Source organism: Enterobacter sp. MALB-1 (assembly GCF_041021625.1).
In the GTDB taxonomy this organism is placed as follows: domain Bacteria; phylum Pseudomonadota; class Gammaproteobacteria; order Enterobacterales; family Enterobacteriaceae; genus Enterobacter; species Enterobacter oligotrophicus.
The window spans coordinates 2216808-2239473 of record NZ_JBDPJL010000001.1; the positions used below are offsets into that span (position 1 = coordinate 2216808).

Consider the following 22666-nt stretch of genomic DNA (forward strand, 5'->3'; position numbering starts at 1 on the left):
GTTCACTTTTGGTGCAATGTCGGATCGGGAAAGGGGGAATTTGGCGAATACGTCAGTGCCTTCACATTTTTGATAAGATATAGCCTCTGTGAATATGAAAGGAATAGCGGCATGGCGAATCTGCCCTGGCGGATCAGCGTGCGCCTGATGGCGCTCATAAAGAAAATGGCACTGGTGCTGGGGATCGTGGTGGTTGTGCTGCTCGCGGTGCGCGTGTACCTTTCGCAGCAAGGGCCTGACCTTCATCTGTGGCACACCTGGAGCGCACATGAAATGTCCGTCCGGGCGATGGATAACGCGCGCTTTACGCAGTATGTCGCCAGAGAAAACGCTATTTTTGCTGATTTAGACGCGAACGTGACGGCGAAAACGAAAGGTGAGGAGCGTACAGCGCTGAACCGCTATTACCGCCAGAGCCTGGTGTGGCCCGGTCAGTTTTCGCCCGATGCCAACCGTTCGTTTGTGCTGATGCCAGCCGGAAAACCGCGTGGTTCGGTTGTGCTGCTGCACGGGCTGACGGACTCCCCCTACAGCGTAAGACACCTGGCCCTTAATTATCAGCAGCAAGGGTTTGTGGCGGTCGTTCCCCGCCTGCCAGGACACGGGACTGCTCCCGGTGCGCTGACGGACGTTGACTGGGAGAGGTGGCTGGCAGCGACACGCCTTGCCGTGCGTGAAGCAACGCGCCTGGCGGGTGAAGATGTGCCGCTGCATCTGGTGGGGTATTCCAACGGCGGGGCGCTGGCGATGAAATATGCTCTCGATGCGCAGGAAACGCCGGTGCTTCGCAAGCCTCAGCAGCTGGTCTTACTTTCACCCATGATTGGCGTGACCGCGTTTGCTCGCTTTGCCGGAATGGCCGGCTTGCCAGCGATGCTGCCCGCGTTTGCGAAAGCAGCGTGGCTTAATATCGCGCCGGAATATAACCCATACAAATATAACTCCTTTCCGGTTAACGCGGCGCGCCAGTCGTGGTTGCTGACGCAGGCATTACAGCAGCAGCTCAGCCGCGATGTGCGGGAGCATAAACTTGCCGGGTTCCCTCCGGTTCTGGCGTTTCAGTCGGTGATGGACTCAACGGTCAGCACGCGTGCCGTCGTCACCGGGCTGTTTGATCAGCTCCCGGAAAACGGCAGTGAACTGGTGATGTTTGATATTAACCAGGCAGCAAGTTTCCGTCCGCTGTTTAAACCGTCGTCATGGACAGCGCTATCCGGGTTATTGCCTGTTGCTCTGCGGCGTTACAGTGTCACGCTTGTGACAAACGTTAACGCAAACAGTTTCGATACGGTGGCGAAAACCACGCCCGCAGGCAGTACGCGTGAAACGGTCGTACCGCTATCGCTTCGGTATCCACAAGAGGTCTACTCGTTGTCGCATGTGGCCGTGCCATTTCCACCGGATGACGACCTGTATGGCCGCCATCCTGAGGTTAAAAACCGTTATGGCATCAGTCTCGGGACAATTGCACTGTGGGGAGAAACGTCTGTACTAAGCGTCGGAAAGGATGCGCTTATGCGCGTGACGTCGAATCCGTTCTATGACTATATGCAGGCGCGGATCAACAGGCATACCGAGCCGCAGAAAAAGTGATGAATCATTTGTACGGCTTATATATTAGTGAGCACTGTTGAAGTATGCTAAACAATAGCTTATAGGCGCATATCTCACATTGGGACCCGTTACTGTGCTGACTACACTCATTTATCGAAGCCAGTTACATCCATCCTGCAAATCCGCTCAGCTGGTTTCGCTGGTTGAACAGGCCCGGAGCCGTAATACCGGGTTGAATATCACCGGTATTTTGCTTTCTGACGGCCGCGAAATTTTGCAAATCCTGGAAGGATCGGAAGAGAGCGTGGTTAACCTCTTTCATAAAATTCGCGATGATAAGCGGCATTGTAATGTGGTTGAACTGATGCGGGACTATGGGCCGCGCCGACGCTTCGAAAATGTCGGCATGCTGCTGTTTGATCTGCAGGTCAAATCGGCCAAAGACGTTCTTCAGTCAGTGTTGCATTACAGCAAACTCGAAAGTTATCTGGCTTCTGATGACCGGGTGTTTAAATTTATCCAGACGTTCATTACCGGGAAAATGCCGCCTCAGTCTGGTGCAATGTTCGACGCGGATAAATGGACGCTTTCACGGGAAAATCTGCCGTTTGGAGAGGGTATTGGGCTTATCGCCAATCAATCATGCCAGTTTGCCCTGCAGCCGATTGTCGAACCTACCGAAGGGAAAATCAGCTCACTCGAAGCCCTGATCCGCGGCAATGACGGCGGTAGCCCGGAGCATTTCTTCAGTACGCTCGATCAGGACAAAATTTACGAAGTCGATTTGCAGACCAAAGCCTACGCCTTTGCCCTGGCGGAAAAACTGGGTATCGGCGGCCATAAACTGGCGGTGAACCTTCTGCCGATGTCACTGGTGAATGTGCCGGGGGCCGTGGAATTTTTGGTTCACCAGATCAAGATACATGGCCTTCAGCCGGAGCAGGTGATCATAGAAGTCACCGAAAACGAGATGATTTCCGGCTTTAACAAATTTAATAGCGCCATTAAACAACTGCGTGCGGAAGGGATCGGCCTGGCGATAGACGACTTTGGTTCGGGCTATGCCGGGCTTTCGCTGCTCACACGATTTCAGCCGGATAAAATTAAGATCGACCGGGAGATTGTCTGCGACATCCACCTTAGCGGGCCGAAACAGGCGATTGTGAAATCAATCGTCAGTTGCTGTACCGATCTCGAAATCACGCTGGTGGCGGAAGGCATTGAGAAGATAGAAGAGTGGTGCTGGCTTGAATCCGCCGGTATTCGACGCTTCCAGGGTTTTTTGTTTGCGCGTCCGCAGCTTAACGGCGTCGGTGATATTAACTGGCCCCATTTTTCACGCTAGCCTGGTGGTTATTTCAACACTTCAATAACTTTAATTAATAAAAGATCTGAACTGGCCGATAACCAAAGGGAAATTTTATCCCTGAGGTGTTTATGTCGTTGAAAAAATCGTCCCTGATTATTTTGTTCTCTCTGTTATTTTTCTTTGTTGCCAGCACCATCACCAGCGTTGGACTCATCATCAAAAGCAATAATTCACTGGATAACGTGAATAAAGAAATTCAGGTTGTGTTGTCAATTATTGATCCCATCAACCATAGCCGCACCCTGCGCGTGAGGGTGATGGAGTATGTGAAAATGGTGGAAGCGGGGGACACTACGGATGCGTCTGCGAAGCTGGAGGCTGTCAAAGAAGCCCTGGTGAAAGCGGACAATGCGTTTGCCGCCTTTATGGACTCGCCGCGTCTGACGGATGAAGCTCCACTGGTAAGCGCTTATCAGGATGCCTGGCGAAACTATCGTAATCAGGGGCTTGAGCCGCTGATTAATGCCGCCGCCGCGCATGATATTGCGAAATTTAACGCGTTAATCCCTGAAGTTTCCCGGCTTGATCGGCAGTATGAGATTGTGCTCGACCAGGTGCTGTCGGTACACCAGAAATATGCCAAAAGCCTGAATGAAGATGCGAGCAGCAATTTTGTTTCCGGTCTGGTGATTATTGCTGCGATTGCGCTACTGTTTGTGCTGGTTATTATCGCGGTTAGCCTGCTGATGAAACGCTTTGTCTTTACGCCGGTCAACCTTGCGCGCGAACACTGTAGCCAGATTGCAGCCGGTAAGCTGAACATTCCTGTTCCCGTGAAAGCCCATTCCGGCAACGAGATCGACCACCTGATGGGCTCAATGGAGCAGATGCGTCTGGCGCTGCTCACCACCATTTCGCAGGTGCGTGATGCCAGCCATACGGTGACTCACGCGGCACAGGAGATTGCATCCGGGAATATCGACCTGGCTTCCCGTACTGAGCAGCAGGCGTCTGCGCTGACGCAAACTGCCGCCAGCATGGAAGAACTGAGTGCTACCGTAGCGAACAACACCGAGAATGTCTGTCAGGCGGGTAAACTGGTTCAGGACGCGGTGAAAAATGCCCACACCGGGGAAGCCGTGACCCGTGAAGTCATTGAAACGATGAATACCATTGCCGCAAACTCAAAGCGCATTGAGGACATTACTAACGTCATTAACAGCATTGCGTTCCAGACCAACATCCTGGCGCTCAACGCGGCCGTTGAAGCGGCACGAGCCGGAACCCAGGGGCGTGGATTTGCAGTGGTGGCCAGCGAAGTGCGCACCCTGGCCCAGAAGAGTGCGGTAGCCGCGAAAGATATCGAGAACCTGATTGCGCAGTCTGTCGCCAGCGTCAAAGATGGCGCGCAACTGGTGAATCGATCTGGAGAGGTTATCAATTCAATCATTGATTCTGTCAATAAAGTGAATACCCTGATGGAGCAGATTTCCGTTGCCTCTGAAGAGCAGAGCCGTGGTATTGGCCAGGTTGGTCAGGCGGTGACGGAGATGGACGGTGTCACGCAGCAGAACGCCGCGCTGGTACAAGAGTCCGCCGCCGCTGCCGCGTCTCTGGAAGAGCAGGCGCAGCATTTAACGCAGAGCATTTCGAGCTTCAGTTTGCCCGCTCACGCCTGAACGTCATGAGAGAGTGATTTCTGCACATCGCAAGAGGCTAAATGAGTTATGAAAAAATTACTGTTACTTTCACTGCTGATGGCGTCAGGGCTAACCCAGGCCGCTGATGATATACCGGATGCAGTGAAGAACTTCAGCGAGCAGCAAGATATCACGATCATTAAAAAGATTGACGCTCCCGGCGGTGCCCCTGCCTGGCTGGGGAAATATCAGGACATGGGCGTTACCCTTTTTCTGACACCTGACGGAAAACATGTTGTTTCCGGCTATCTGTACGATGAAAAAGGGAAAAACCTCAGTGAGGCGTATTTTCAGAAAGAGATTTACGCCCCGTTGGGACGCGAGATGTGGAAGAAACTTAATGCAGCACACCCATTGAAAGAGGGGGCAGATAACGCGCCACGCAGAGTCTTCGTCTTTGCCGATCCGTTCTGTCCGTACTGCAAAGCCTTCTGGTCCGAGGCTCAGCCGTGGGTGAAGGCAGGGAAGGTTCAACTGAATACGCTACTGGTGGCTTTTCTTAATCCTGATAGCGGGCGATATGCTTCTGCAATTTTGACGGCGAAAGATCCGGTTGCGGCCTGGCGAGAGTACGAGCTTTCTGGCGGTAAAACATTGCCAAAACCGGAGGGCAGTGCGTCCCGTGAAACCGTTGAGACACTGCAAAAACACCAGACATTAATGGACAGTCTGGGAGCCAGTGCCACGCCGGCCATTTACTATATGAATGGGCAAAATGAGCTTCAGCAGGTGGTAGGGATGCCGGACGAAAAGCAATTGCTGGACATGTTTGGACCGAAGCCGTAGTTAAATCGGGCAGAAGTGTGCTGTTTCTGCCCGATTTTTAACGCTTAGCTTCCCCAACGGCCTTTGAGATAGCTGACAGCGTCCTGCGTTTGCGGCTGGTTAAGATAGTCTTCACGGAACAGGATCGTGCCGTTGACGTTCGGCAGTGAGTCATTCAAATCAAGCTGTTTTTTCAGTTCCGGTACGCCACCGTTCACCGTCCAGTCCGGCTCATTTCTGGAAGGTGCGCCCACTTTATAGAATGCGATACCGATATAAAGGCGGGTATGGGTTGGCTTCACCACCTCTGCCCACCATTTTGTCAGCACGTCATACCGCGCAGCGTCTCGTGAGAAAGGCCAGTAGATCTGTGGCGCGATGTAATCCAGCAGACCTTGCTGTACCCACTTACGCGTGTCGGCGTAGGACTCATCATACGCGGCCGCACCGCGCGTGTCAGAACCCGCCGGGTCGAAGGAGCGATTGCGCCAGACGCCTGCCGGACTCACGCCAAATTCGATATCGGGTTTCAACTGCTTAACGGCTCTGGAAACCTGCACAATAAGCTCTTGTGTATTGTGACGACGCCAGTCCGCTTTTGAGGTAAATCCCTGGCCGTAGCGCCTGTAGGTCTGCGAGTCGTTCAGGGTTGAACCGGGCGATTCTGCGTAGAAGTAGTCATCAAACTGCACGCCGTCTATCGCATAGTGAGACACGACTTCGGCCACCACCTGGGTGATCCAGTCCCGAACGTCCGGGATGCCCGGATCAAGCACAAAGCGATTGCCCGCTGTGCGAACCCACTCCGGATGCTGCACGAAAACACTGGAAGGGTGTAATGACGAGGTTCGGTTTAGCTCGGCGATGGTTGAGGGCCTGGTGTTCGTCGATACGCGATACGGATTAAACCAGGCGTGGACTTTGATGCCGCGCTTGTGCGCTTCGTCGAGCATAAATTGCAGGGGGTCATACCCTGGGTATTCGCCAATTTTGCCTGTCAGCATATCGGACCAGGGCAGTATTTTAGACGACCAGAGCGCGGTGCTGTCTGGCTTCACCTGAAAAAAAACGGTATTGATACCGAGGCTTTTCAGTTTATCGAGCTTATCTTTCAGCGCCTGTTGCTGCTGTTGAATACGTTGATCGGCGCTGATGGCGTTCACCGACGAGACCGGTGGCCAGTCAAGACGCGAAACCGTCGTCAGCCAGACGCCACGGACAGGCACATTTGCCTGCTGAGCCGGTTTATTCACGGACGGCAGCGGCGTAACGAGAGATTTCGGCGGCGTTGAGGAGCAACTAACAAGTAAAAGTGCGCAGCCAGCCAGCGCACCAATCCGTTTTACATGTCGCGACATGGATGTTTTAGTTCCTGGTCAATCTGTTGTTGGTCCACGGGTTAAAGGCCGGGACATCCGCTTCAACGTCTGTGTTATCACTCAGGGAATCCAGATACAGCGCTTCAACTTCTGCACGCGCCCACGGGGTGCGACGCAAAAATTTCAAACTCGATTTGACGCTGGGGTCTTTTCTGAAACAGTTGATTTTGATTCGGTTGCCCAGTTCGCTCCAGCCATATCGCGCAACCAGCGCGTTTACCTGCATTTCCAGCGTTACGCCATGCAAAGGATCTTTAGAAATGTGTGCAGTCATGTGGCCCGGTTGTCTCAGTTTTTATGGGGGGATAAACGATGAAAGGGTACAAGAAAGGCGGGTAAGCGGCAATTTTACTTATTAACATTCCTGCGCGGTCAGGCCTGTCCATGACGGACAGGCCTGAGATAGCGGATTACGCGACACCCGTTCCGCCGTCGGAACACCATACCTGCCCGGACGCAAACGAGCAGGTATCGGATGCGAACAGGACATAAAGCGGAGCGATTTCAACCGGCTGGCCCGGCCTGCCCAGCGGCGTATCTTCACCAAACTTCTGCACTTTTGACTGTGGCTGGCCGCCACTCGACTGAAGCGGTGTCCAGTACGGCCCTGGCGCAACAGCGTTAACCCGAATCCCGCGCGGTCCAAGCTGTTTCGCCAGTGATTTGGTGAATGCAACGTTACAGGCTTTGGTCTGGGCATAGTCCACCAGAATTCCACTGGGTTTAAACGCCTGGACGGATGAGGTATTGATGATAACGGCACCGGCGGAAAGATGACGGAGGGCGGCCTTCGTTATCCAGAAAGGGGCATAGACGTTGGTTTTAAATGTCGCGTCGAAGTCCGCCGTGGTGAGATTGTCGATAGATTCGCAGTATTGCTGGCGTCCGGCGTTATTGACCAGGATATCCAGCCCGCCCAGTTCAGCGACCGCTTTTTCCACCAGGGTATCGCAGAAAGACTCAACCCGGATATCGCCGGGGATCGCTATGGCTTTACGGCCCTCAGCCCGGATTAGGGCAATCACCGACGCTGCGTCGGCCTCTTCCTCCGGCAGGTAACCAATGGCGACGTCTGCACCTTCACGCGCATAGGCGATGGCAACGGCCCGGCCAATACCGGAATCTCCGCCGGTGATTAAGGCTTTTTTCCCTGAAAGTTTCCCTGAGCCGATATAGCTTGTTTCGCCATGATCCGGTAAGGGTTTCATTTCTGATGCCAGCCCTGGGGCCTGTTGCGGTTGTTCCACAAACGGTGGGCGAGGATAATGAAGTGTGGGGTTATTTCCTGCAGACATACCGGCCTCCTTAACGAGTGAATTTCAAGATTAGCCGCTAAATGTGCGTGAGCGGGCAAAAATAACACATTCAGACAAATCTGGTGATTAAACCGCAGCCATAACACTCTTTTCATCCTGGACTAAACTTGTACTTCGTTGCGCGTAAAGCGTGGCTCATTCGAGGACAATGAATGGAATCCAGAATGTTTCAAAAACACTGGGGTGCTGAGTTTATTTCCGATGACGTTGTACGTTTTCGCGTCTGGGCTGAAGGGCAAAAAACGCTTACGTTGCGGCTTGCGGAAAAGGATATTCCGATGGTGGCTGCAGGCGACGGTTGGTTTCAGGTTGACGTTACAGGCGTTAATCACGGCGCGGAGTATCAGTTCGTTTTACAGGACGGCATGACGATACCCGATCCTGCCTCGCGGGCGCAGAAAGGTGATGTGAACGGGCCTTCTGTGGTTATTGACTCGCGCGTTTCGCATCACGTAAGCCAGGCCTGGAAAGGGCGTCCGTGGGAAGAGACGGTCATTTATGAACTGCACGTGGGGACGTTTACTCAGGAAGGGACGTTCAGGGCCGCTATCGATAAACTCCCCTGGCTGGCAGAACTGGGTATTACGCAACTGGAAGTGATGCCCATTTCTCAGTCTGGCGGGACACGGGGATGGGGTTACGACGGCGTGTTGCTCTATGCGCCACATTCAGCGTATGGCACGCCGGATGATTTTCATGCCTTTATCGACGCCGCCCACGGGCTCGGGCTTTCGGTGGTTCTGGATATCGTTCTGAATCACTTCGGCCCTGAAGGTAACTATCTGCCACTGCTGTCACCGGCTTTTTTTCACCAGGATCGCATGACGCCGTGGGGCAATGGCATTGCCTATGACGTGGAACCCGTCAGGCAATATATCACTGAAGCACCGTTATTCTGGTTAACGGAATATCATCTGGACGGGTTACGGTTCGATGCCATTGATCAGATTATTGATTCTTCAGAAACACATATCTTACAGGCGATCGCTGAACGTATTCGTGAGGCGATCCCTGAGCGTCATATCCATCTCACCACGGAGGATAGCCGCAACGTCATTTTCCTGCATCCACGGGATGAACAGGGCAAGACGCCGCTCTTTACCGCCGAGTGGAATGATGACTTTCACAACGCCGCACATGTATTTGCCACTGGCGAGACACACGCTTATTACCAGGACTTTGCGTTTGAGCCTGAGAAAAAATTCGCGCGGGCGCTTACAGAAGGGTTTGTATACCAGGGCGAAATTTCGCTTCAGACGGGGAAATCGCGCGGCGTGGAATGCCATACTCAGCCGCCAACATTCTTTGTCGATTTTATTCAAAACCACGACCAGATCGGTAATCGCGCGCAGGGAGACAGGCTCATCACGCTTGCTGGTCCTGATAAAACACGCGTTTTACTTGCCGCACTGCTTCTTTCGCCCCACATTCCTTTGCTGTTTATGGGGGAAGAGTATGGTGAAACCCATCCGTTTCTCTTTTTCACCGATTTCCACGGCGATCTCGCTAACGCCGTGCGGGAAGGGCGCGCAAAAGAGTTTACGGGCCATGCCGGTCACGATGAATCCGTCCCGGACCCGAATGCGATAAGCACCTTCTTACGTTCAAAACTCGACTGGAATAAGGCGACAACCGACGAAGGAAAAGCATGGCTGCGTTTGACGAGAAACCTGCTTTTATTGCGTCATCGCTATATTGTGCCACTACTTCGACAAACCGGTGCCGTGGAGGGAAGCGTTCTGCAGGCGGTGCCTGGCATGGTTGCGGTGAGCTGGCAATTCCCGTCCGGTACGCTGTCGCTGGCGCTCAATATCGGTAAAAAAAGCGTTGAATTACCCGAACTGCCGGGAGAAACCCTCTTTACCTGGCCGGAGGCAGACGACGTTTTGCTTCCGAACAGCGTCGTTGTTCGCTTTGCTGCCGGAGACGCCTCGTTATGATCCCTTCCGCCACGTACCGTATTCAGTTTCGCAATGGAATGACCTTTGATCGCGTTGTTGAACTGGTGCCGTATCTGAAAGATCTCGGCATTAGTCACCTTTATGCATCACCCGTGTTTACGGCCACCCACGATTCCACGCATGGCTATGATGTGGTCGACCCGAATGAGATAGAGCCCGCTATAGGCGGGCGCGCGGGTTTTGATCGGATGGCAAGCGCGCTCCGTCAGGCAGGGATGGGGCTGATCCTGGATATTGTCCCTAACCATATGTCGACATCCCTTGAAAACCGCTGGTGGCGGGACGTTATTGAGTATGGTCAGCAGAGCCGCTATGCGCGCTATTTTGATATCGACTGGTCGCGCCCGCTGACGTTACCGTTTCTCGGCGATACTTTTGAGGCGGAGCTGGAGAAGGGGGCAATCACGTTAAAACGTGACACTGTCACCGGAAAGGCAGCACTGGTCTATTATGACACCGCCTATCCTCTTAACCCGGCAACCGTTGCGGATGATAAAACCCTTGCAGAGCTGCACGAGGCGCAAAGCTGGCGGCTGATGTCCTGGCGCGAGGCATCGAAGCAGCTCTCCTGGCGGCGCTTCTTCGAGATCACAGGCCTTGTGGGTGTCAGAGTTGAAGATGAAGCAGTTTTTAACGATACGCACCGTTTGATCCTGGATCTTGTCCACGCTGGCGTTGTTGATGGCTTGAGGATTGATCACGTTGATGGGCTTGCCGATCCATTAGGTTACCTGCAGCGTCTGCGCCAGGCCACCGGCCCGGCGTGTTACATCACGGTTGAGAAAATCCTGGCGAAGGGGGAGCAGCTCCCCGCCGAATGGCCGGTATCGGGCACGACCGGGTATGAATTTATCGCCTCGCTTGCCGAAGTGCTGGTGGACGATAACAACCTGGAGCGCCTCGAAAATATTCATGACCAGACGGTGGGCGGAACGGTTGATCGTCATGATGCGCTGCGTGACGCCAAAGGGCTGATGACCGATCGCAACTTTGAGGGTGAATTCACGACGTTACTGACCATCGCCACGGATCTGGCCCGGCAAAACGGACTTGCGCTCCACAGTGACGACATCCGGCACACATTGCGGGAACTGCTTATCGCGTTTCCGGTTTACCGTACCTACGGCACGGCTGAAGGGTTAACGCCGTCCGATGTTGCGCTGCTTAATCGCGTTGTCGCCCGCATTACCACGCCTGAACCCGCACTTAGCCTGATCATGCGTATCCTGACCGGCGACGTGCAGCCGCACAGCCGAGACGCGGCTGCACTTTTCAGAACCCGCTTTCAACAGCTGACCGGGCCACTGATGGCGAAATCGGTAGAAGATACGCTGTTCTTTCGCCATAACCTAGAGCTTGCGTTGAATGAAGTGGGGGCCGACCCGACTCCGCAGGCTTTCTCTTTGGCGCGTTTTCACCAGGAGATGCGCATCCGTCTTGCCCGTCAGCCTGACGCGCTGCTGGGGACGTCAACACATGATACCAAGCGCGGCGAGGATGCGCGTGCGCGCCTTTACACGCTGACTGAAGCACCGGAGCAGTGGGGCGAAAACCTGGCGCGCTGGCGGCAAATGAACCAGACGCAGGTGCGTTTTCTTAATGACGGCACCGCGCCGAACGCGGCCGATACCTGGATGATCTATCAGGCACTTGCTGGCGTCTGGCCTGCAACGTTATCGCCGGACGATCGCGACGGGCTGAAATCACTCGAAGATCGTTTTCTCGGCTTCATTGAAAAAGCACTGCGCGAGGCCAAGCAACGTACCGACTGGATCGACAGCAACGAAAGCTATGAAAACGTGGTGCTGGATTATGTGCGGCATCTGCTTTCTTCGGATAACACGCTGTTCCTGCATGATTTTTGTGAATCTCTGCAACCGTTCATCCGCGCCGGGCTCATGAACAGCCTGAGCCAGACGGTCATCAAGCTGACCGCGCCGGGTGTGCCGGATATCTATCAGGGAAGTGAAGCGCTCAATTTTAGCCTGGTCGATCCGGATAACCGCCGCGAGCCGGATTTTGCGGTGCTCAGGGCTAACCTCAGTACCGGCGATTCGGGTTTGTTTCATCACGAACAGCGCTGGCGAGACGGAAGTGTGAAGCAGTACGTCACGGCGATGCTGTTACGGCTCCGGCCGCATTATCCGGCGCTTTTCCGCTACGGTGACTGGCTGCCGTTAAAAGTGAGCGGCGAGCGCGAAAATAACCTGATTGTCTATGCTCGCGTCAAAGACGACTCTGCATTGATTGTCGCCGTGCCGCGTCTGGTTTTTGATGTAACAACCCCCGACACGCTGTGGGCCAATACCACGGTCGCCATACCCGAAGAACTGACCGGGAAGCGCTACCGGGATCTGTTTACCGGTGAAAGCAGGATGCTGGAGGAAACGCTGGATTTGACCTCTGAATCGGGATACCTGCTGGTTCTGCTTACTTGCGAATAAACACGGAGAATAACAATGCTAAAGGATCAAACGTTTGAAATCCGGGCCGGTCATGGCCAGCAGCCAGGCGCTAATTATGATGGCAAGGGCGTTAACTTCGCTCTCTTTTCCGCTCACGCCGAGCGCGTGGAACTGTGCCTGTTCGATCCCACGGGTAAAACGGAAATCGCCCGTCTGGAGCTGCCGGAATATACCCATGAAGTCTGGCACGGCTACGTGCCCGATCTGAAGCCGGGCGCGCTTTATGGGTATCGTGTTTACGGGCCTTACGACCCGGAGAACGGCCACCGATTCAACCCGCATAAACTGCTTGTTGACCCGTATGCACGCGAACTGGTGGGTGATATCGAGTGGAACGAGGCCCATTTCGGCTATGAACTGGGGCATGAAGACAAGGACCTGAGTTTTGATACGCGTGACAGCGCGCCCTTCACGCCAAAATGCAAGGTCATCGACCCGGATGCTTTTGACTGGCAGGATAACAACCGGCCGAACGTTCCCTGGCCGAATACCGTCGTTTATGAGAGCCACGTGAAGGGGTTCACCCAGCTTAATCCGGCCATTCCGCCTGAACTGCGCGGCACGTTCGAGGGGATGGGGCATAAAGCCTCAGTTGATTACATCAAAAGTCTGGGCATTACGTCCGTTGAGCTGCTTCCCGTTCACTGGTTCCCGGACGATCAGCACCTGCTCGACCGAGGGTTAAAGAACTTCTGGGGCTATAACACGCTGGGCTTTTTTGCCCCGGCGTCTCGCTATTACGGACCTGCGGGTATTCAGGGGTTTCGCGACATGGTGCGTGCATACCACGACGCGGGCATCGAGGTCATTCTTGACGTGGTGTATAACCACACGGCGGAAGGGAATGAACTGGGGCCGACGCTTTCATTTAAGGGCATTGATAACTTCTGTTACTACCGCACGTTGCCGGATCAGCACCGGTACTACATCAATGATACCGGTACGGGAAATACCGTAAACACATCGCACCCGCGCGTGTTGCAGATGGTTATGGATTCGCTGCGTTATTGGGCTGAATCCATGCATATTGACGGTTTTCGCTTCGATCTGGGGACCATCCTTGGGCGTGAACCTGAAGGTTTTGATCCGCGCGGCGGCTTTTTCGATGCCATCAGTCAGGACCCTGTTTTATCCAGACTCAAGCTCATCGGTGAGCCCTGGGACATAGGTCCTGGGGGTTATCAGGTGGGCGGTTTTCCGCCAGGCTGGGGGGAGTGGAACGATAAATATCGTGATACCGTGCGGGAATACTGGAAGGGCAATAATGTCTCCACCGATTTTGCCGCACGACTGCTCGGCTCCGGTGATTTGTACGATTTGCGCGGCCGTCGCCCCTGGGCCAGCGTCAATTTTATTACCGCCCATGACGGCTTTACGCTAAACGATCTGGTTTCCTTTAACGAGAAGCATAATGCCGATAATGGCGAAGAGAATAACGACGGACATAACGAAAACCTCTCCTGCAACTATGGCGAGGAAGGGCCGACAGAAAATCCGGATATTATCGCTACCCGTGAGCGACAAAAACGTAATTTCCTGACGACGCTCTTTTTCTCCCACGGTACGCCAATGCTGCTGGCGGGGGATGAATTTGGCCGGACGCAAAAGGGCAACAATAATGGCTATTGCCAGGACAGCGAGATCTCGTGGATTAACTGGAAAGGGCTGTCTGAAAACGACACTGCGCTTCGCGACTTTACCCGGCGTGTGATTGCACTGCGTGCAGAACAGCCGCTGTTACGTCGTGAAAGCTGGCGTGACGGGCTTGAGATCCGCTGGTTCAATGCCGGTGGCGGCCCGCAGCAGTCTGAACAGTGGGATGAAGGCTCGACGCTCGGTGTCTCCATCAGTCGGCCGGATCTTAAACAGGAAGAGGGCATCTGGCACGATGTGCTGATGCTCTTTAACCCCTTTGAAGGCAGCGTCCCGTTCCAGATCCCGCAGTTTGGTGAAGGGGGCTGGGTGCTGGAACTGTCAACGGCTGCGGATGCGACTCCCGGAGAGGTCTTCACCAGCACCGTGGATTACGAGCTGCCCGGACGAAGTATTACCCTCTTCAGGCGTCCTTAATATCACAGTGATGCCGCCGCCCGCGCGGCGGTGTCATACAGTGACGATATCGTTCTGAGCAACTGCGCGGTTTCCCCGATAGAGGTGCCCGAAATACCACTTTCTGCATGAATGTTGATCAGACAGGCTTCACGCACGTCCCGATATTTCATGCACAGCGCTTTTCCTTCATCTGTTGTCGAGAAATAGAGTTCTTTACCTGCTTTCTCACTTGTCACATAGCCTGCTTTTACCAGCTTTTTCAGCGCATACGTCACCACGTGGGTATCTTCCACGTTTAAAACGAAACAGATATCGGCCAGCTTTTTCTTGCGGTCGCGGTGATTAACATGGTGCAGAAGCGAAACATCGAAAGCGCCCATATCCGGCTCACCGGCTGCCGTCATGCAGCGAACCATCCATTTGTTGAAGGCATTGCTGGTCATGATCAGCGCGTACTCCAGCTCCGATAGCTCAGCGCAACGCTCAGACACCAGATGGCGAGAGGAAACGATACGGCCGTCAGTAATATCGTCGTGATTAATTGGGGTAGCACTCTTTTTTGCGGTCATAACGTTCCTTTCGCGAATGTGACTGTCACCTAAAAATGTAAATGGGAAACGATAAAATAAGAACATTTTATTGATAAATTGTTTACATGTTTTTGTGGTTCAGATATAGCTTTTTAGTGCAGGTTCTCCTGAGCCTGGCGCAAAACACAACATCGCTCGCCGCAATGCACCCGCTTCGCCCTGATGCGAAGTATTAAAAAAATAGCCGTCGGCGCGCAACGCTCACTTTGGATAGGGTAAACGTTTATGGACGGTTCTACGCTGTTGCCACTTATCGGGATACCGGTGGTGGTTATTGGTTTTGCACTGCGCTTCAACCCGCTGCTGGTTGTCGTGGTGGCGGGGCTGGCGACGGGTCTGTTAGTCGGCATGGATTTCGGAATGTTGCTGGAAACCTTTGGCGAGAAGTTCGTCAACAGTCGTTCGCTGGCCACCTTCATTTTGATCCTGCCGGTGATTGGTCTGCTGGAATATTACGGGCTGAAAGAGCGTGCCCAGGCCTGGGTGGCGAAGATTGCCAGTGCGACCTCGGCACGTATTCTGATGCTCTATTTTGTCGCGCGCGAGGGGACGGCCGCGCTGGGGCTGATGTCGCTTGGCGGGCATGCACAGACGGTGCGTCCGCTGCTTGCGCCAATGGCCGAAGGGGCGGCGCTCAATGAATACGGCGAGTTACCGCAACACATCCGCGATAAAATCAAAGCCCATGCTGCCGCGTGCGACAATATCGCGGTCTTCTTTGGTGAAGATATTTTTATCGCCTTTGGCGCGGTACTACTGATCGACGCGTTCCTCAAAGAGAATGGCATTCAGGGCATCGAACCGCTGCACATCGGTTTATGGGCCATTCCGACTGCCATTGCGGCATTGATTATTCATATGACGCGTTTGCTGCGCCTTGACGCCAGCATTCGTCGCGATGTCATGGCCTGGAAAGCAGAGCAGGGTACGCAGGAGATCGCATCATGATGACACTGATCACCATTAACCGCGTTTACTACCTGATTGGCTTTGTCGTGATGTTGCTGGTCGTTATGACCCTGCGCGATCGTGGTAATCCTAAGCGCTTTACGACCGCACTGTTCTGGTTTTTATTCGGCGGGATCTTTCTGTTTGGCGACCTTATGGTGCAGGAGCTGGGCAGGTCGCTGGCGTACCGGATTATTGGCGGCTGCGTGATCGTTATTGCCTTGCTGGCAGGTTTCGGGCTGGTCGGGAAGGGGCATTACAAAATGTCTACGGAGCCTGAACGCGTCGCCTCGTCTGAGCGCCTGAAAAACTGGCTCTTTTTACCGGCGTTGATGATCCCGGTAGTGACGGTGATCGGCACGCTGTTCCTCAAAGGCGTCTCGATTGGCGGTGTCTACCTGCTTGACCAGAAACAGCTTACGCTGGCGGCGCTGTGCGTGGCGTGTGTCGCCGCGATCCTGACGGGATGGTGGCTGACGCGGGGTACGCCACTGCATGCAATTCGTCAATCCCGGCGACTGGTGGATACCATTGGCTGGGCGATCATTCTGCCACAGATGCTCGCCATGCTGGGCGGTGTGTTTGTGGTCGCCAACACGGGCGATTCTGTTCAGAAAGTGGTGAGCCTGTTTGTTAATCCTGATAGCCGCTTCATGTTGGTGGTGATTTATTGTGTCGGCATGGCGCTTTTCACCATGATTATGGGCAATGCCTTTGCAGCATTCCCGGTATTGAGCGCGGGCATTGCCTTACCCTTTTTGATTAACGTCCATCATGGTAATCCGGCTCCGCTACTGGCAATTGGCATGTATGCGGGCTATTGCGGCACGTTGATGACGCCGATGGCCGCGAATTTCAATATCGTTCCCGCAGCGTTACTGGAGCTGAAAGATAAATATCAGGTGATCAAAATCCAGATCCCGACCGCGTTAACGCTGTTGGTGGTGAATGTCTTTTTAATGTATTTCCTCGTGTTTCGCTGAGAGCGGCAACGACTTAAGGAGCTGATATGGAATTAACGCAACATCAGGCTGACGCTTTTGCCCGGATGCCTTTGACCTATTTGCGACAGGAATACCCGAACCACATTATGCATTTGCTTAATGACGATGGTGATGTGTTGCCACCGCGGGAACTGCATCCTGTTTTTTATGGCTGTTTTGACTGGCACTCGGCGGTACACGGTTACTGGCTGCTGTTGCGCTGCGTTCGTCTTTATCCTGAACTGCCGTGCCGGGAAGAGATAATCACACTGTTTAATGAACACATGACGGAAGAGAAGGTTGCGCGGGAGCTGGCGTATTTTAACGCGCCGTTCCGCGCCTCCTTTGAGCGTCCGTATGGGTACGGCTGGCTGCTGGCGCTGGCTCAGGAGCTGAAGCAGTCATCGTTGCCGCAGGCTGAGCGCTGGTATCAGACGCTGCAGCCCTTAACGCAGGATATTCGTAACCGGCTGGTTGATTATCTCAGCAAGCTGACTTATCCAATTCGGGTCGGTACGCATTACAACACCGCATTCGCGCTGGCGTTGGGGCTGGATTATGCCCGCGAGGTAAATGACAACACTCTGGAGCAATCCATTCTGGCAGCAGCGAACCGGTTTTATCTCGCGGACACTCATTATCCTGCACATTATGAACCCGGTGGAGATGAGTACATTTCCGGTGCGCTCACCGAAGCGTTGTTGATGAGTAAGGTGGCGGAAGATTTCCCGGCATGGTTTGATCAGTTCCTTCCTGAGGTAGGGGCAGTGAACGCTCTTATGAATCCGGCGGAAGTGAGCGATCGGACAGACCCGAAAATTGCACACCTGGACGGATTAAACCTGAGTCGCGCCTGGTGTATGAAGCATATTGCTCAGGCGCTGCCTGCGAACCATGCACAGCAAAGGGCGCTGAAGGATTCTGTAGCGCGGCATCTGTCTGCAAGCGTGGATCACGTGGTGGGAAGCCATTACAGCGGCGGGCACTGGCTGGCCAGTTTTGCGTTGCTGGCGCTGGAGTGATGGAAGGAGGGTGCAGTATTTACGATGCTGCACCTGCTATAATTCCTTTCTAACAACTTAAAGGTTGTTAAGCAACAAATACAACCTTTAAGCTGTAATGTTGATAAAACAGCCTATAGGGTGTATTTTATGAAAACAGCCTATAAGTTGTATGAGAGTCCATTACAGCGGCCATCTTATTATGAATAATGTTTACCCATTGAAAACGCTCAACCAGCTGCGTCCATTACTCCTTGGTTTTCGCAAGGCGAATGGTCTGACGCAAAAAGACGTGTCCGAAAGGTTAGGTGTTACTCAGCAGAATTACGCTCGTCTGGAGGCCAATCCTGCCAGTGCGAGCATTGAGCGCCTGTTTAAGGTGTTTTCCGTCCTTGGTGTCGAAATCAGCTTTTCCTCTTCGACCATCACATCAGAGAAGACGCAGACGGAAGAAAACCCAGAGTTAAATTCACCTGCGCGCCTGGAGAAATGGTAATGATATGAGCCGGAAACAGCAGCGTTTAGCAATATGGATGAACGGCATCAGGGTCGGACACTGGGAAAAGAATAAAGGGGTAGGACGGCATAGCATGCTCGAACAGACAATGGTGGACAATCAGGCTGTTCAAAAGAGTTTCGTTGAGAAGATGCAGCAGTCCTTATTGCAGGAACAGCAGTTGTCCCATCAGCATCTGCTCGGCGAGCTTGAGCGAAACCGGCTGGATTTAATTAATTCGGTCAAATCAACCGTAAACCAGTGTGATGCGCTCCAGCATGAAATATCCGTTGTTGTGGCGCAACAAGCTGATAGGCAAACAGGCATTGATCATGCTATTGCTGAGTTACAGGTGAATTTTCTCAAATCCCGGTTTCGTCACCGCTTTGTACTGACGGTTATGGGTTGTATTGTTGGGCTTTCTGTCGGTTGGCAAATTGCGCAGTACTTTATGATCTTCTGATTATATTAAACCGCATCTGCATAAGGGATGCGGTTTGTACTAACCCCACACAGAAAACATACCGCAAGAAGAAGATGGGGGATAGGTAAGGTAAGTGTGTGGTTGGCCGATTATGAACTAAATGTACGACTAATTGAATTTAACATAATATACATTATGCGCACTAACGTATATGTACGAGAAAACCAGCCTTTACCCTGTATCATTTCCCTAACGTTCATAACTGTCGTTCTTGTCATCAGTGATGGCCGCGGCATTCACCTTGACGTCGTTAAACATCAATCCGTCAACGCCGGAAATTTTGCCGAACTCACAGGCGTCGATCTCAATGGATGTCAGCGATAACTCAGAAATCGGCCGCTCAGGATACCCTTCAATAAAAAACGCGCGGGAAAATGGTTTTTCAGTCGAACGACGCGCAGTAATGTTTTCTATTGTCAGACGACTGACATGCGTCAGACCCGCGCTGCCTTCCACACCTTCGGCGAGCTTGCGCCAGTGCTCAGGTTTATCCGCCAGGTTGCTTTTATCGCCATAGCTGTACTGCGGGAACCAGTTTAGCTGAATCAGTACGGGAAAACGTACGTCCAGGAGCTGTAAATCTCTGACCGTAATATCACGAATAAACCCTCCCCGATTACGGGCCGATTTGATACGGAACCCTACACCCGTGCCGTTAAAACGGTTATGTTCAATCAGCACATTTTCAATCCCCCCGGACGTTTCGCTGCCCAGCGTAATACCGGAACCTTTGTTCAGCGTGCAGCCGCGAATAACAATATTTCTGGCAGTACGCGCTTTTTGTGCCGCCTCAAGCCCACGGCCTGCTTTAATGCAAATATTGTCGTCATTGCAGGAAACCACACAACGTTCAACCTGTACCTGCTCGCAGGAGTCGATATCAATTCCGTCCGTGCTTGGTCCCGCTGAGTTACTGATCTTAACGCCTTCAACCGTAACATTATGCGAATAACAGAGATGCAGATTCCAGAAACCAGACTCACGGCTGGTGAAATCCTGTAGCATAATATTCTGGCTTTCATAAACAAGAATATTGCGTGGTCGCTGGCAGTCATAGTCTACGACCCAGCGCAGTCCTCTGGCGCTGTAATCGCCTGCCATGCCGCTCTGTTCATCCTCACCCCAGAACCGCTGCCACCAGAATTTCCCCTGCCCGTCTAGCGCTCCCGTTCCGGTGATGCTGACATCGTCACAGTTAATGATGTTTATTATCCCTGCGGGCCAGCGCATATCGATGCCCGCGACACGGGTATCAATGAGCGGATAATCATCCAGGTTTTGACTGCCAATAAGCTCTGCACCGGCTTCAAGGTGCAATGTGATGCCGCTTTTCAGGAAAAATGCGCCAGTAAGGAAACGCCCGGCGGGTATCACAACCGTATCATTGTGCTGCGCTTCAGCGATAGCCTGCTGAATAGCAACGGTTGAAACGCGTTTACCGGTTGGATCTGCGCCTGCCGCAAGGATTGAAATGCTTTTCATGAGTTGTCCTTATCCTGATGAAAAATATCAGTATAAGAATCTGCAACAAAGATAACCTTTGTCTCAAAGCCAACCACACCGTTACGCTGGCAAAATTACGGTCATTCCACTGACGGCTCCAGTACCGATGTCTGCCTGTGCTATCCTTGCTGAATAATGCAAAACGGAGATGCAAATATGGCCGACTGGAATCCCTCGCTTTATCTGCAATACAGCGCAGAGCGTACACGCCCTGCCGCAGAGTTACTTGCTCGGGTCACACTTGATGACGTCACGTCCATCGTTGATCTGGGTTGTGGACCAGGAAACAGCACCGCGTTGCTGAAACATCGCTGGCCATCAGCACAGATTACCGGCGTGGATAATTCGCCGGCCATGCTGGAAGAAGCGCGCAGAGCCTTGCCAGATTGCCAGTTTGTGGAAGCGGATATCCGTCATTACAAGCCAAATCAACCGCTCAGCCTGATCTACGCAAACGCCTCGCTGCAGTGGATACCGGACCATTACGATCTCCTGCCGCATCTTGTTTCGTTGCTGCAGTTGAACGGCGTGCTGGCAATTCAAATGCCTGATAACTGGCTTGAACCGACGCATGTATCAATGCGTGAAGTGGCATACGAACAAGGTTACCCGGATCGTAGCCGTGAACCGCTGCCTGGCGTTCATGCCTGCTACGATATTCTGACGGAGGCAGGTTGCGATGTTGATATCTGGCGGACAACCTACTACCACAAGATGAGTTCGCATCAGGCGATAATCGACTGGGTTAGCGCGACCGGCTTGCGCCCATGGTTACAGGAGTTAAATGAGAGTGAGCAAAAATGTTTTCTGGAACGGTATCGCGAACTGCTGGAAGAGCAGTATCCGCTCCAGGAGAACGGGCAGATACTGCTGGCATTTCCTCGACTGTTTATCGTCGCAAAACGTGAGCCGTGAGACGCTGATCAGGAACGCGCGTCTTTAAGTAATTGCCGGATAACCTGCTCCTGTTTGTCGTAGTTTCCTTCGCCTGCCGAGATGTATCGCAGCTCTCCACTGGCATCAAAAATGTAATGTGCAGGCCAGTACTGGTTTCCAAATCTGTTCCAGATTTGATAGTTGTTATCCGTGACGACTCGGTACGGGAGTTGCCATTTGTTTACTGCATTTTTTACAGACGTTATTGGTTTTTCCCACGGGTATTCTGGCGTGTGAACGCCTATTACCACCAGGCCCTGCCCCTGGTATTTATTCGCCCAGTCGCGAACATACGGGAGCGTATGCTGGCAATTGATGCAGTCCCACGTCCAGAAATCAACAAGAACGACGTTACCCCTTAAGGACTCAGGCGTGACAGGGTCACCATTGATCCACCCTGTTCCACCGCTGAACGAAGGGAGTTTGTTACTTGAAACGGGTTCAATGACCGGTTGTCGTTTCATCGGTGTGGTGGCGGGTTTCGCCAGCGTCAGCAGTATCGTTTCCAGGCGGTCAGTCACGCCGTTAGCCCCTTTTAATCGTGGGTTCACCCCCACGGCATTGAATACAACCGCCGTCAACATCACCACTCCTGCTCCTGTGCGTACTCTTTCCATCAGCGCCGATCGTGCGCGTAGCGGTGCCAGCAATTTGCGCCCTCCTGCAACCAGAATACCCAGCATGAAAGCACAACCACCGCCGTACGCAGCCAGCAGTGCACCGGTTGTAATGGCTGAATGTCCGGTAATATTGATGCTGAAGATAGCGCCGAGAATAGGCCCGGCGCACGGTGACCAGAGCAATCCAACCGCCAGCCCGGCCAGAAAAGCGGACAGCATGCCCCGCGTCTGGCGGCTTCGGTCATTAAGGATGTTACCGGCACCGACCGCAGGCCCGGCAAGGCGTTGTGCAAACTGAGGAAAAATCAGGGCCAGAGCCGCGACCGCAAGTATGGAAAGCGCAATCCAGCGGCCTGTAAGGGTCGCGTTTACGATCCATTCGCTGGAAGCAGTGACAACCAGAGCCACAAAGGTAAACATGACAATCATGCCAGCCAGGAGTGCCAGAATATGACGCCGTTGTCCGTGGAAACCTGCAAAAAGCAGTGGGATAACGGGGAGTGTGCATGGGCTAAGCAGGCTAATCATCCCCCCTAAAAAAGCAATTATCAGAAACATAATGACCTCACATGACAGATTTTCTGCGAAGCTGCAGTGAGGTTAT

At 53.2% G+C, this 22666-nt stretch carries 19 protein-coding genes; 13 read left to right on the forward strand and 6 right to left on the reverse strand.

Features of this window, described 5'->3' with window-relative positions; translation table 11 throughout:
- Positions 1-111 precede the first annotated feature (111 nt).
- The 4 genes from ABGB15_RS10575 (at position 112) to dsbG (ending at position 5349) form a co-directional block, all read left to right on the forward strand.
- A complete protein-coding gene (locus ABGB15_RS10575) occupies positions 112-1593 on the forward strand; it encodes an alpha/beta hydrolase (protein ID WP_369064175.1) in 1482 nt (493 codons plus the stop codon).
- Positions 1594-1687: 94 nt separating this feature from the next.
- Positions 1688-2899, forward strand: coding sequence for a diguanylate phosphodiesterase (locus ABGB15_RS10580; RefSeq protein ID WP_313326175.1), 1212 nt, complete (start codon positions 1688-1690; stop codon positions 2897-2899).
- A 92-nt stretch (positions 2900-2991) separates the two neighbouring features.
- Positions 2992-4542, forward strand: a complete 1551-nt coding sequence (locus ABGB15_RS10585) for a methyl-accepting chemotaxis protein (protein ID WP_215722075.1) — start codon at positions 2992-2994, stop codon at positions 4540-4542.
- Positions 4543-4590: 48 nt separating this feature from the next.
- Positions 4591-5349: a thiol:disulfide interchange protein DsbG gene (gene dsbG, locus ABGB15_RS10590; protein ID WP_215722074.1), complete on the forward strand. Its 759-nt coding sequence runs from the start codon at positions 4591-4593 to the stop codon at positions 5347-5349.
- 44 nt (positions 5350-5393) lie between these two features.
- Here the strand turns inward: dsbG and ABGB15_RS10595 are convergent, their stop codons facing one another.
- The 3 genes from ABGB15_RS10595 to ABGB15_RS10605 all read right to left on the reverse strand — a co-directional run bounded on the left by ABGB15_RS10595 (position 5394) and on the right by ABGB15_RS10605 (position 8002).
- Positions 5394-6686, reverse strand: a complete 1293-nt coding sequence (locus ABGB15_RS10595; RefSeq protein WP_215722073.1) for a glycoside hydrolase family 10 protein — start codon at positions 6684-6686, stop codon at positions 5394-5396.
- Positions 6687-6693: 7 nt separating this feature from the next.
- Complete coding sequence (locus ABGB15_RS10600; protein ID WP_152081125.1) at positions 6694-6981, reverse strand: VF530 family DNA-binding protein; 288 nt, start codon at positions 6979-6981, stop codon at positions 6694-6696.
- Between the two features lie 136 nt (positions 6982-7117).
- Complete coding sequence (locus ABGB15_RS10605; protein ID WP_152081124.1) at positions 7118-8002, reverse strand: SDR family oxidoreductase; 885 nt, start codon at positions 8000-8002, stop codon at positions 7118-7120.
- 173 nt (positions 8003-8175) lie between these two features.
- Between ABGB15_RS10605 and treZ the strand changes: the two genes are divergently transcribed.
- From treZ to glgX, 3 genes are read left to right on the forward strand one after another with little or no spacing between them, the layout of a single operon-like run.
- Positions 8176-9963: a malto-oligosyltrehalose trehalohydrolase gene (gene treZ / locus ABGB15_RS10610; protein WP_215722072.1), complete on the forward strand. Its 1788-nt coding sequence runs from the start codon at positions 8176-8178 to the stop codon at positions 9961-9963.
- Positions 9960-12428, forward strand: a complete 2469-nt coding sequence (treY, locus tag ABGB15_RS10615; protein ID WP_215722071.1) for a malto-oligosyltrehalose synthase — start codon at positions 9960-9962, stop codon at positions 12426-12428. Before treZ ends, treY begins: the two co-directional genes overlap by 4 nt.
- Positions 12429-12443: 15 nt before the next feature.
- Positions 12444-14519: a glycogen debranching protein GlgX gene (gene glgX, locus ABGB15_RS10620; RefSeq protein ID WP_215722070.1), complete on the forward strand. Its 2076-nt coding sequence runs from the start codon at positions 12444-12446 to the stop codon at positions 14517-14519.
- Positions 14520-14521: 2 nt separating this feature from the next.
- On the opposite strand, the gene ABGB15_RS10625 is transcribed toward glgX, so the two are convergent.
- On the reverse strand, positions 14522-15070 hold the full coding sequence (locus ABGB15_RS10625; protein ID WP_152081120.1) for a winged helix DNA-binding protein: 549 nt from the start codon (positions 15068-15070) through the stop codon (positions 14522-14524).
- Between the two features lie 246 nt (positions 15071-15316).
- Between ABGB15_RS10625 and ABGB15_RS10630 the strand changes: the two genes are divergently transcribed.
- The 5 genes from ABGB15_RS10630 (at position 15317) to ABGB15_RS10650 (ending at position 18982) form a co-directional block, all read left to right on the forward strand.
- The gene (locus ABGB15_RS10630) at positions 15317-16039 is read left to right on the forward strand and encodes a DUF969 domain-containing protein (protein WP_152081119.1); all 723 of its coding nucleotides are present in this window, start codon (positions 15317-15319) and stop codon (positions 16037-16039) included.
- Positions 16036-17022 carry a DUF979 domain-containing protein gene (locus ABGB15_RS10635; protein WP_152081118.1) on the forward strand — a complete coding sequence of 329 codons (987 nt, stop codon included), beginning with the start codon at positions 16036-16038 and terminating at the stop codon, positions 17020-17022. Before ABGB15_RS10630 ends, ABGB15_RS10635 begins: the two co-directional genes overlap by 4 nt.
- Before the next feature lie 26 nt (positions 17023-17048).
- Complete coding sequence (locus ABGB15_RS10640; RefSeq protein WP_215722069.1) at positions 17049-18044, forward strand: DUF2891 domain-containing protein; 996 nt, start codon at positions 17049-17051, stop codon at positions 18042-18044.
- Between the two features lie 181 nt (positions 18045-18225).
- A complete protein-coding gene (locus ABGB15_RS10645) occupies positions 18226-18519 on the forward strand; it encodes a helix-turn-helix domain-containing protein (protein WP_152081116.1) in 294 nt (97 codons plus the stop codon).
- Positions 18520-18523: 4 nt separating this feature from the next.
- Positions 18524-18982 carry a hypothetical protein gene (locus ABGB15_RS10650; RefSeq protein ID WP_215722413.1) on the forward strand — a complete coding sequence of 153 codons (459 nt, stop codon included), beginning with the start codon at positions 18524-18526 and terminating at the stop codon, positions 18980-18982.
- A gap of 210 nt (positions 18983-19192) precedes the next feature.
- Here the strand turns inward: ABGB15_RS10650 and ABGB15_RS10655 are convergent, their stop codons facing one another.
- Positions 19193-20485 (reverse strand): glycoside hydrolase family 28 protein, encoded by a 1293-nt coding sequence (locus ABGB15_RS10655; RefSeq protein ID WP_215722068.1) that lies wholly within the window; start codon positions 20483-20485, stop codon positions 19193-19195.
- Positions 20486-20662: 177 nt separating this feature from the next.
- Between ABGB15_RS10655 and tam the strand changes: the two genes are divergently transcribed.
- Complete coding sequence (gene tam, locus ABGB15_RS10660) at positions 20663-21421, forward strand: trans-aconitate 2-methyltransferase (protein WP_369064176.1); 759 nt, start codon at positions 20663-20665, stop codon at positions 21419-21421.
- Between the two features lie 8 nt (positions 21422-21429).
- On the opposite strand, the gene ABGB15_RS10665 is transcribed toward tam, so the two are convergent.
- On the reverse strand, positions 21430-22620 hold the full coding sequence (locus tag ABGB15_RS10665; protein WP_215722066.1) for a cytochrome c biogenesis protein/redoxin: 1191 nt from the start codon (positions 22618-22620) through the stop codon (positions 21430-21432).
- Positions 22621-22666: the final 46 nt, after the last annotated feature.

What these genes read in the sequence shown, in the direction of transcription:
- ABGB15_RS10575 (WP_369064175.1), top strand. Translation starts at nt 112, where the DNA reads ATGGCGAATCTGCCCTGGCGGATCAGCGTGCGCCTGATGGCGCTCATA.
- ABGB15_RS10585 (WP_215722075.1), top strand. Translation starts at nt 2,992, where the DNA reads ATGTCGTTGAAAAAATCGTCCCTGATTATTTTGTTCTCTCTGTTATTT.
- dsbG (WP_215722074.1), top strand. Translation starts at nt 4,591, where the DNA reads ATGAAAAAATTACTGTTACTTTCACTGCTGATGGCGTCAGGGCTAACC.
- ABGB15_RS10595 (WP_215722073.1), bottom strand. Translation starts at nt 6,686, where the DNA reads ATGTCGCGACATGTAAAACGGATTGGTGCGCTGGCTGGCTGCGCACTT.
- ABGB15_RS10600 (WP_152081125.1), bottom strand. Translation starts at nt 6,981, where the DNA reads ATGACTGCACACATTTCTAAAGATCCTTTGCATGGCGTAACGCTGGAA.
- ABGB15_RS10605 (WP_152081124.1), bottom strand. Translation starts at nt 8,002, where the DNA reads ATGTCTGCAGGAAATAACCCCACACTTCATTATCCTCGCCCACCGTTT.
- treZ (WP_215722072.1), top strand. Translation starts at nt 8,176, where the DNA reads ATGGAATCCAGAATGTTTCAAAAACACTGGGGTGCTGAGTTTATTTCC.
- treY (WP_215722071.1), top strand. Translation starts at nt 9,960, where the DNA reads ATGATCCCTTCCGCCACGTACCGTATTCAGTTTCGCAATGGAATGACC.
- glgX (WP_215722070.1), top strand. Translation starts at nt 12,444, where the DNA reads ATGCTAAAGGATCAAACGTTTGAAATCCGGGCCGGTCATGGCCAGCAG.
- ABGB15_RS10625 (WP_152081120.1), bottom strand. Translation starts at nt 15,070, where the DNA reads ATGACCGCAAAAAAGAGTGCTACCCCAATTAATCACGACGATATTACT.
- ABGB15_RS10630 (WP_152081119.1), top strand. Translation starts at nt 15,317, where the DNA reads ATGGACGGTTCTACGCTGTTGCCACTTATCGGGATACCGGTGGTGGTT.
- ABGB15_RS10635 (WP_152081118.1), top strand. Translation starts at nt 16,036, where the DNA reads ATGATGACACTGATCACCATTAACCGCGTTTACTACCTGATTGGCTTT.
- ABGB15_RS10640 (WP_215722069.1), top strand. Translation starts at nt 17,049, where the DNA reads ATGGAATTAACGCAACATCAGGCTGACGCTTTTGCCCGGATGCCTTTG.
- ABGB15_RS10645 (WP_152081116.1), top strand. Translation starts at nt 18,226, where the DNA reads ATGAATAATGTTTACCCATTGAAAACGCTCAACCAGCTGCGTCCATTA.
- ABGB15_RS10650 (WP_215722413.1), top strand. Translation starts at nt 18,524, where the DNA reads ATGAGCCGGAAACAGCAGCGTTTAGCAATATGGATGAACGGCATCAGG.
- ABGB15_RS10655 (WP_215722068.1), bottom strand. Translation starts at nt 20,485, where the DNA reads ATGAAAAGCATTTCAATCCTTGCGGCAGGCGCAGATCCAACCGGTAAA.
- tam (WP_369064176.1), top strand. Translation starts at nt 20,663, where the DNA reads ATGGCCGACTGGAATCCCTCGCTTTATCTGCAATACAGCGCAGAGCGT.
- ABGB15_RS10665 (WP_215722066.1), bottom strand. Translation starts at nt 22,620, where the DNA reads ATGTTTCTGATAATTGCTTTTTTAGGGGGGATGATTAGCCTGCTTAGC.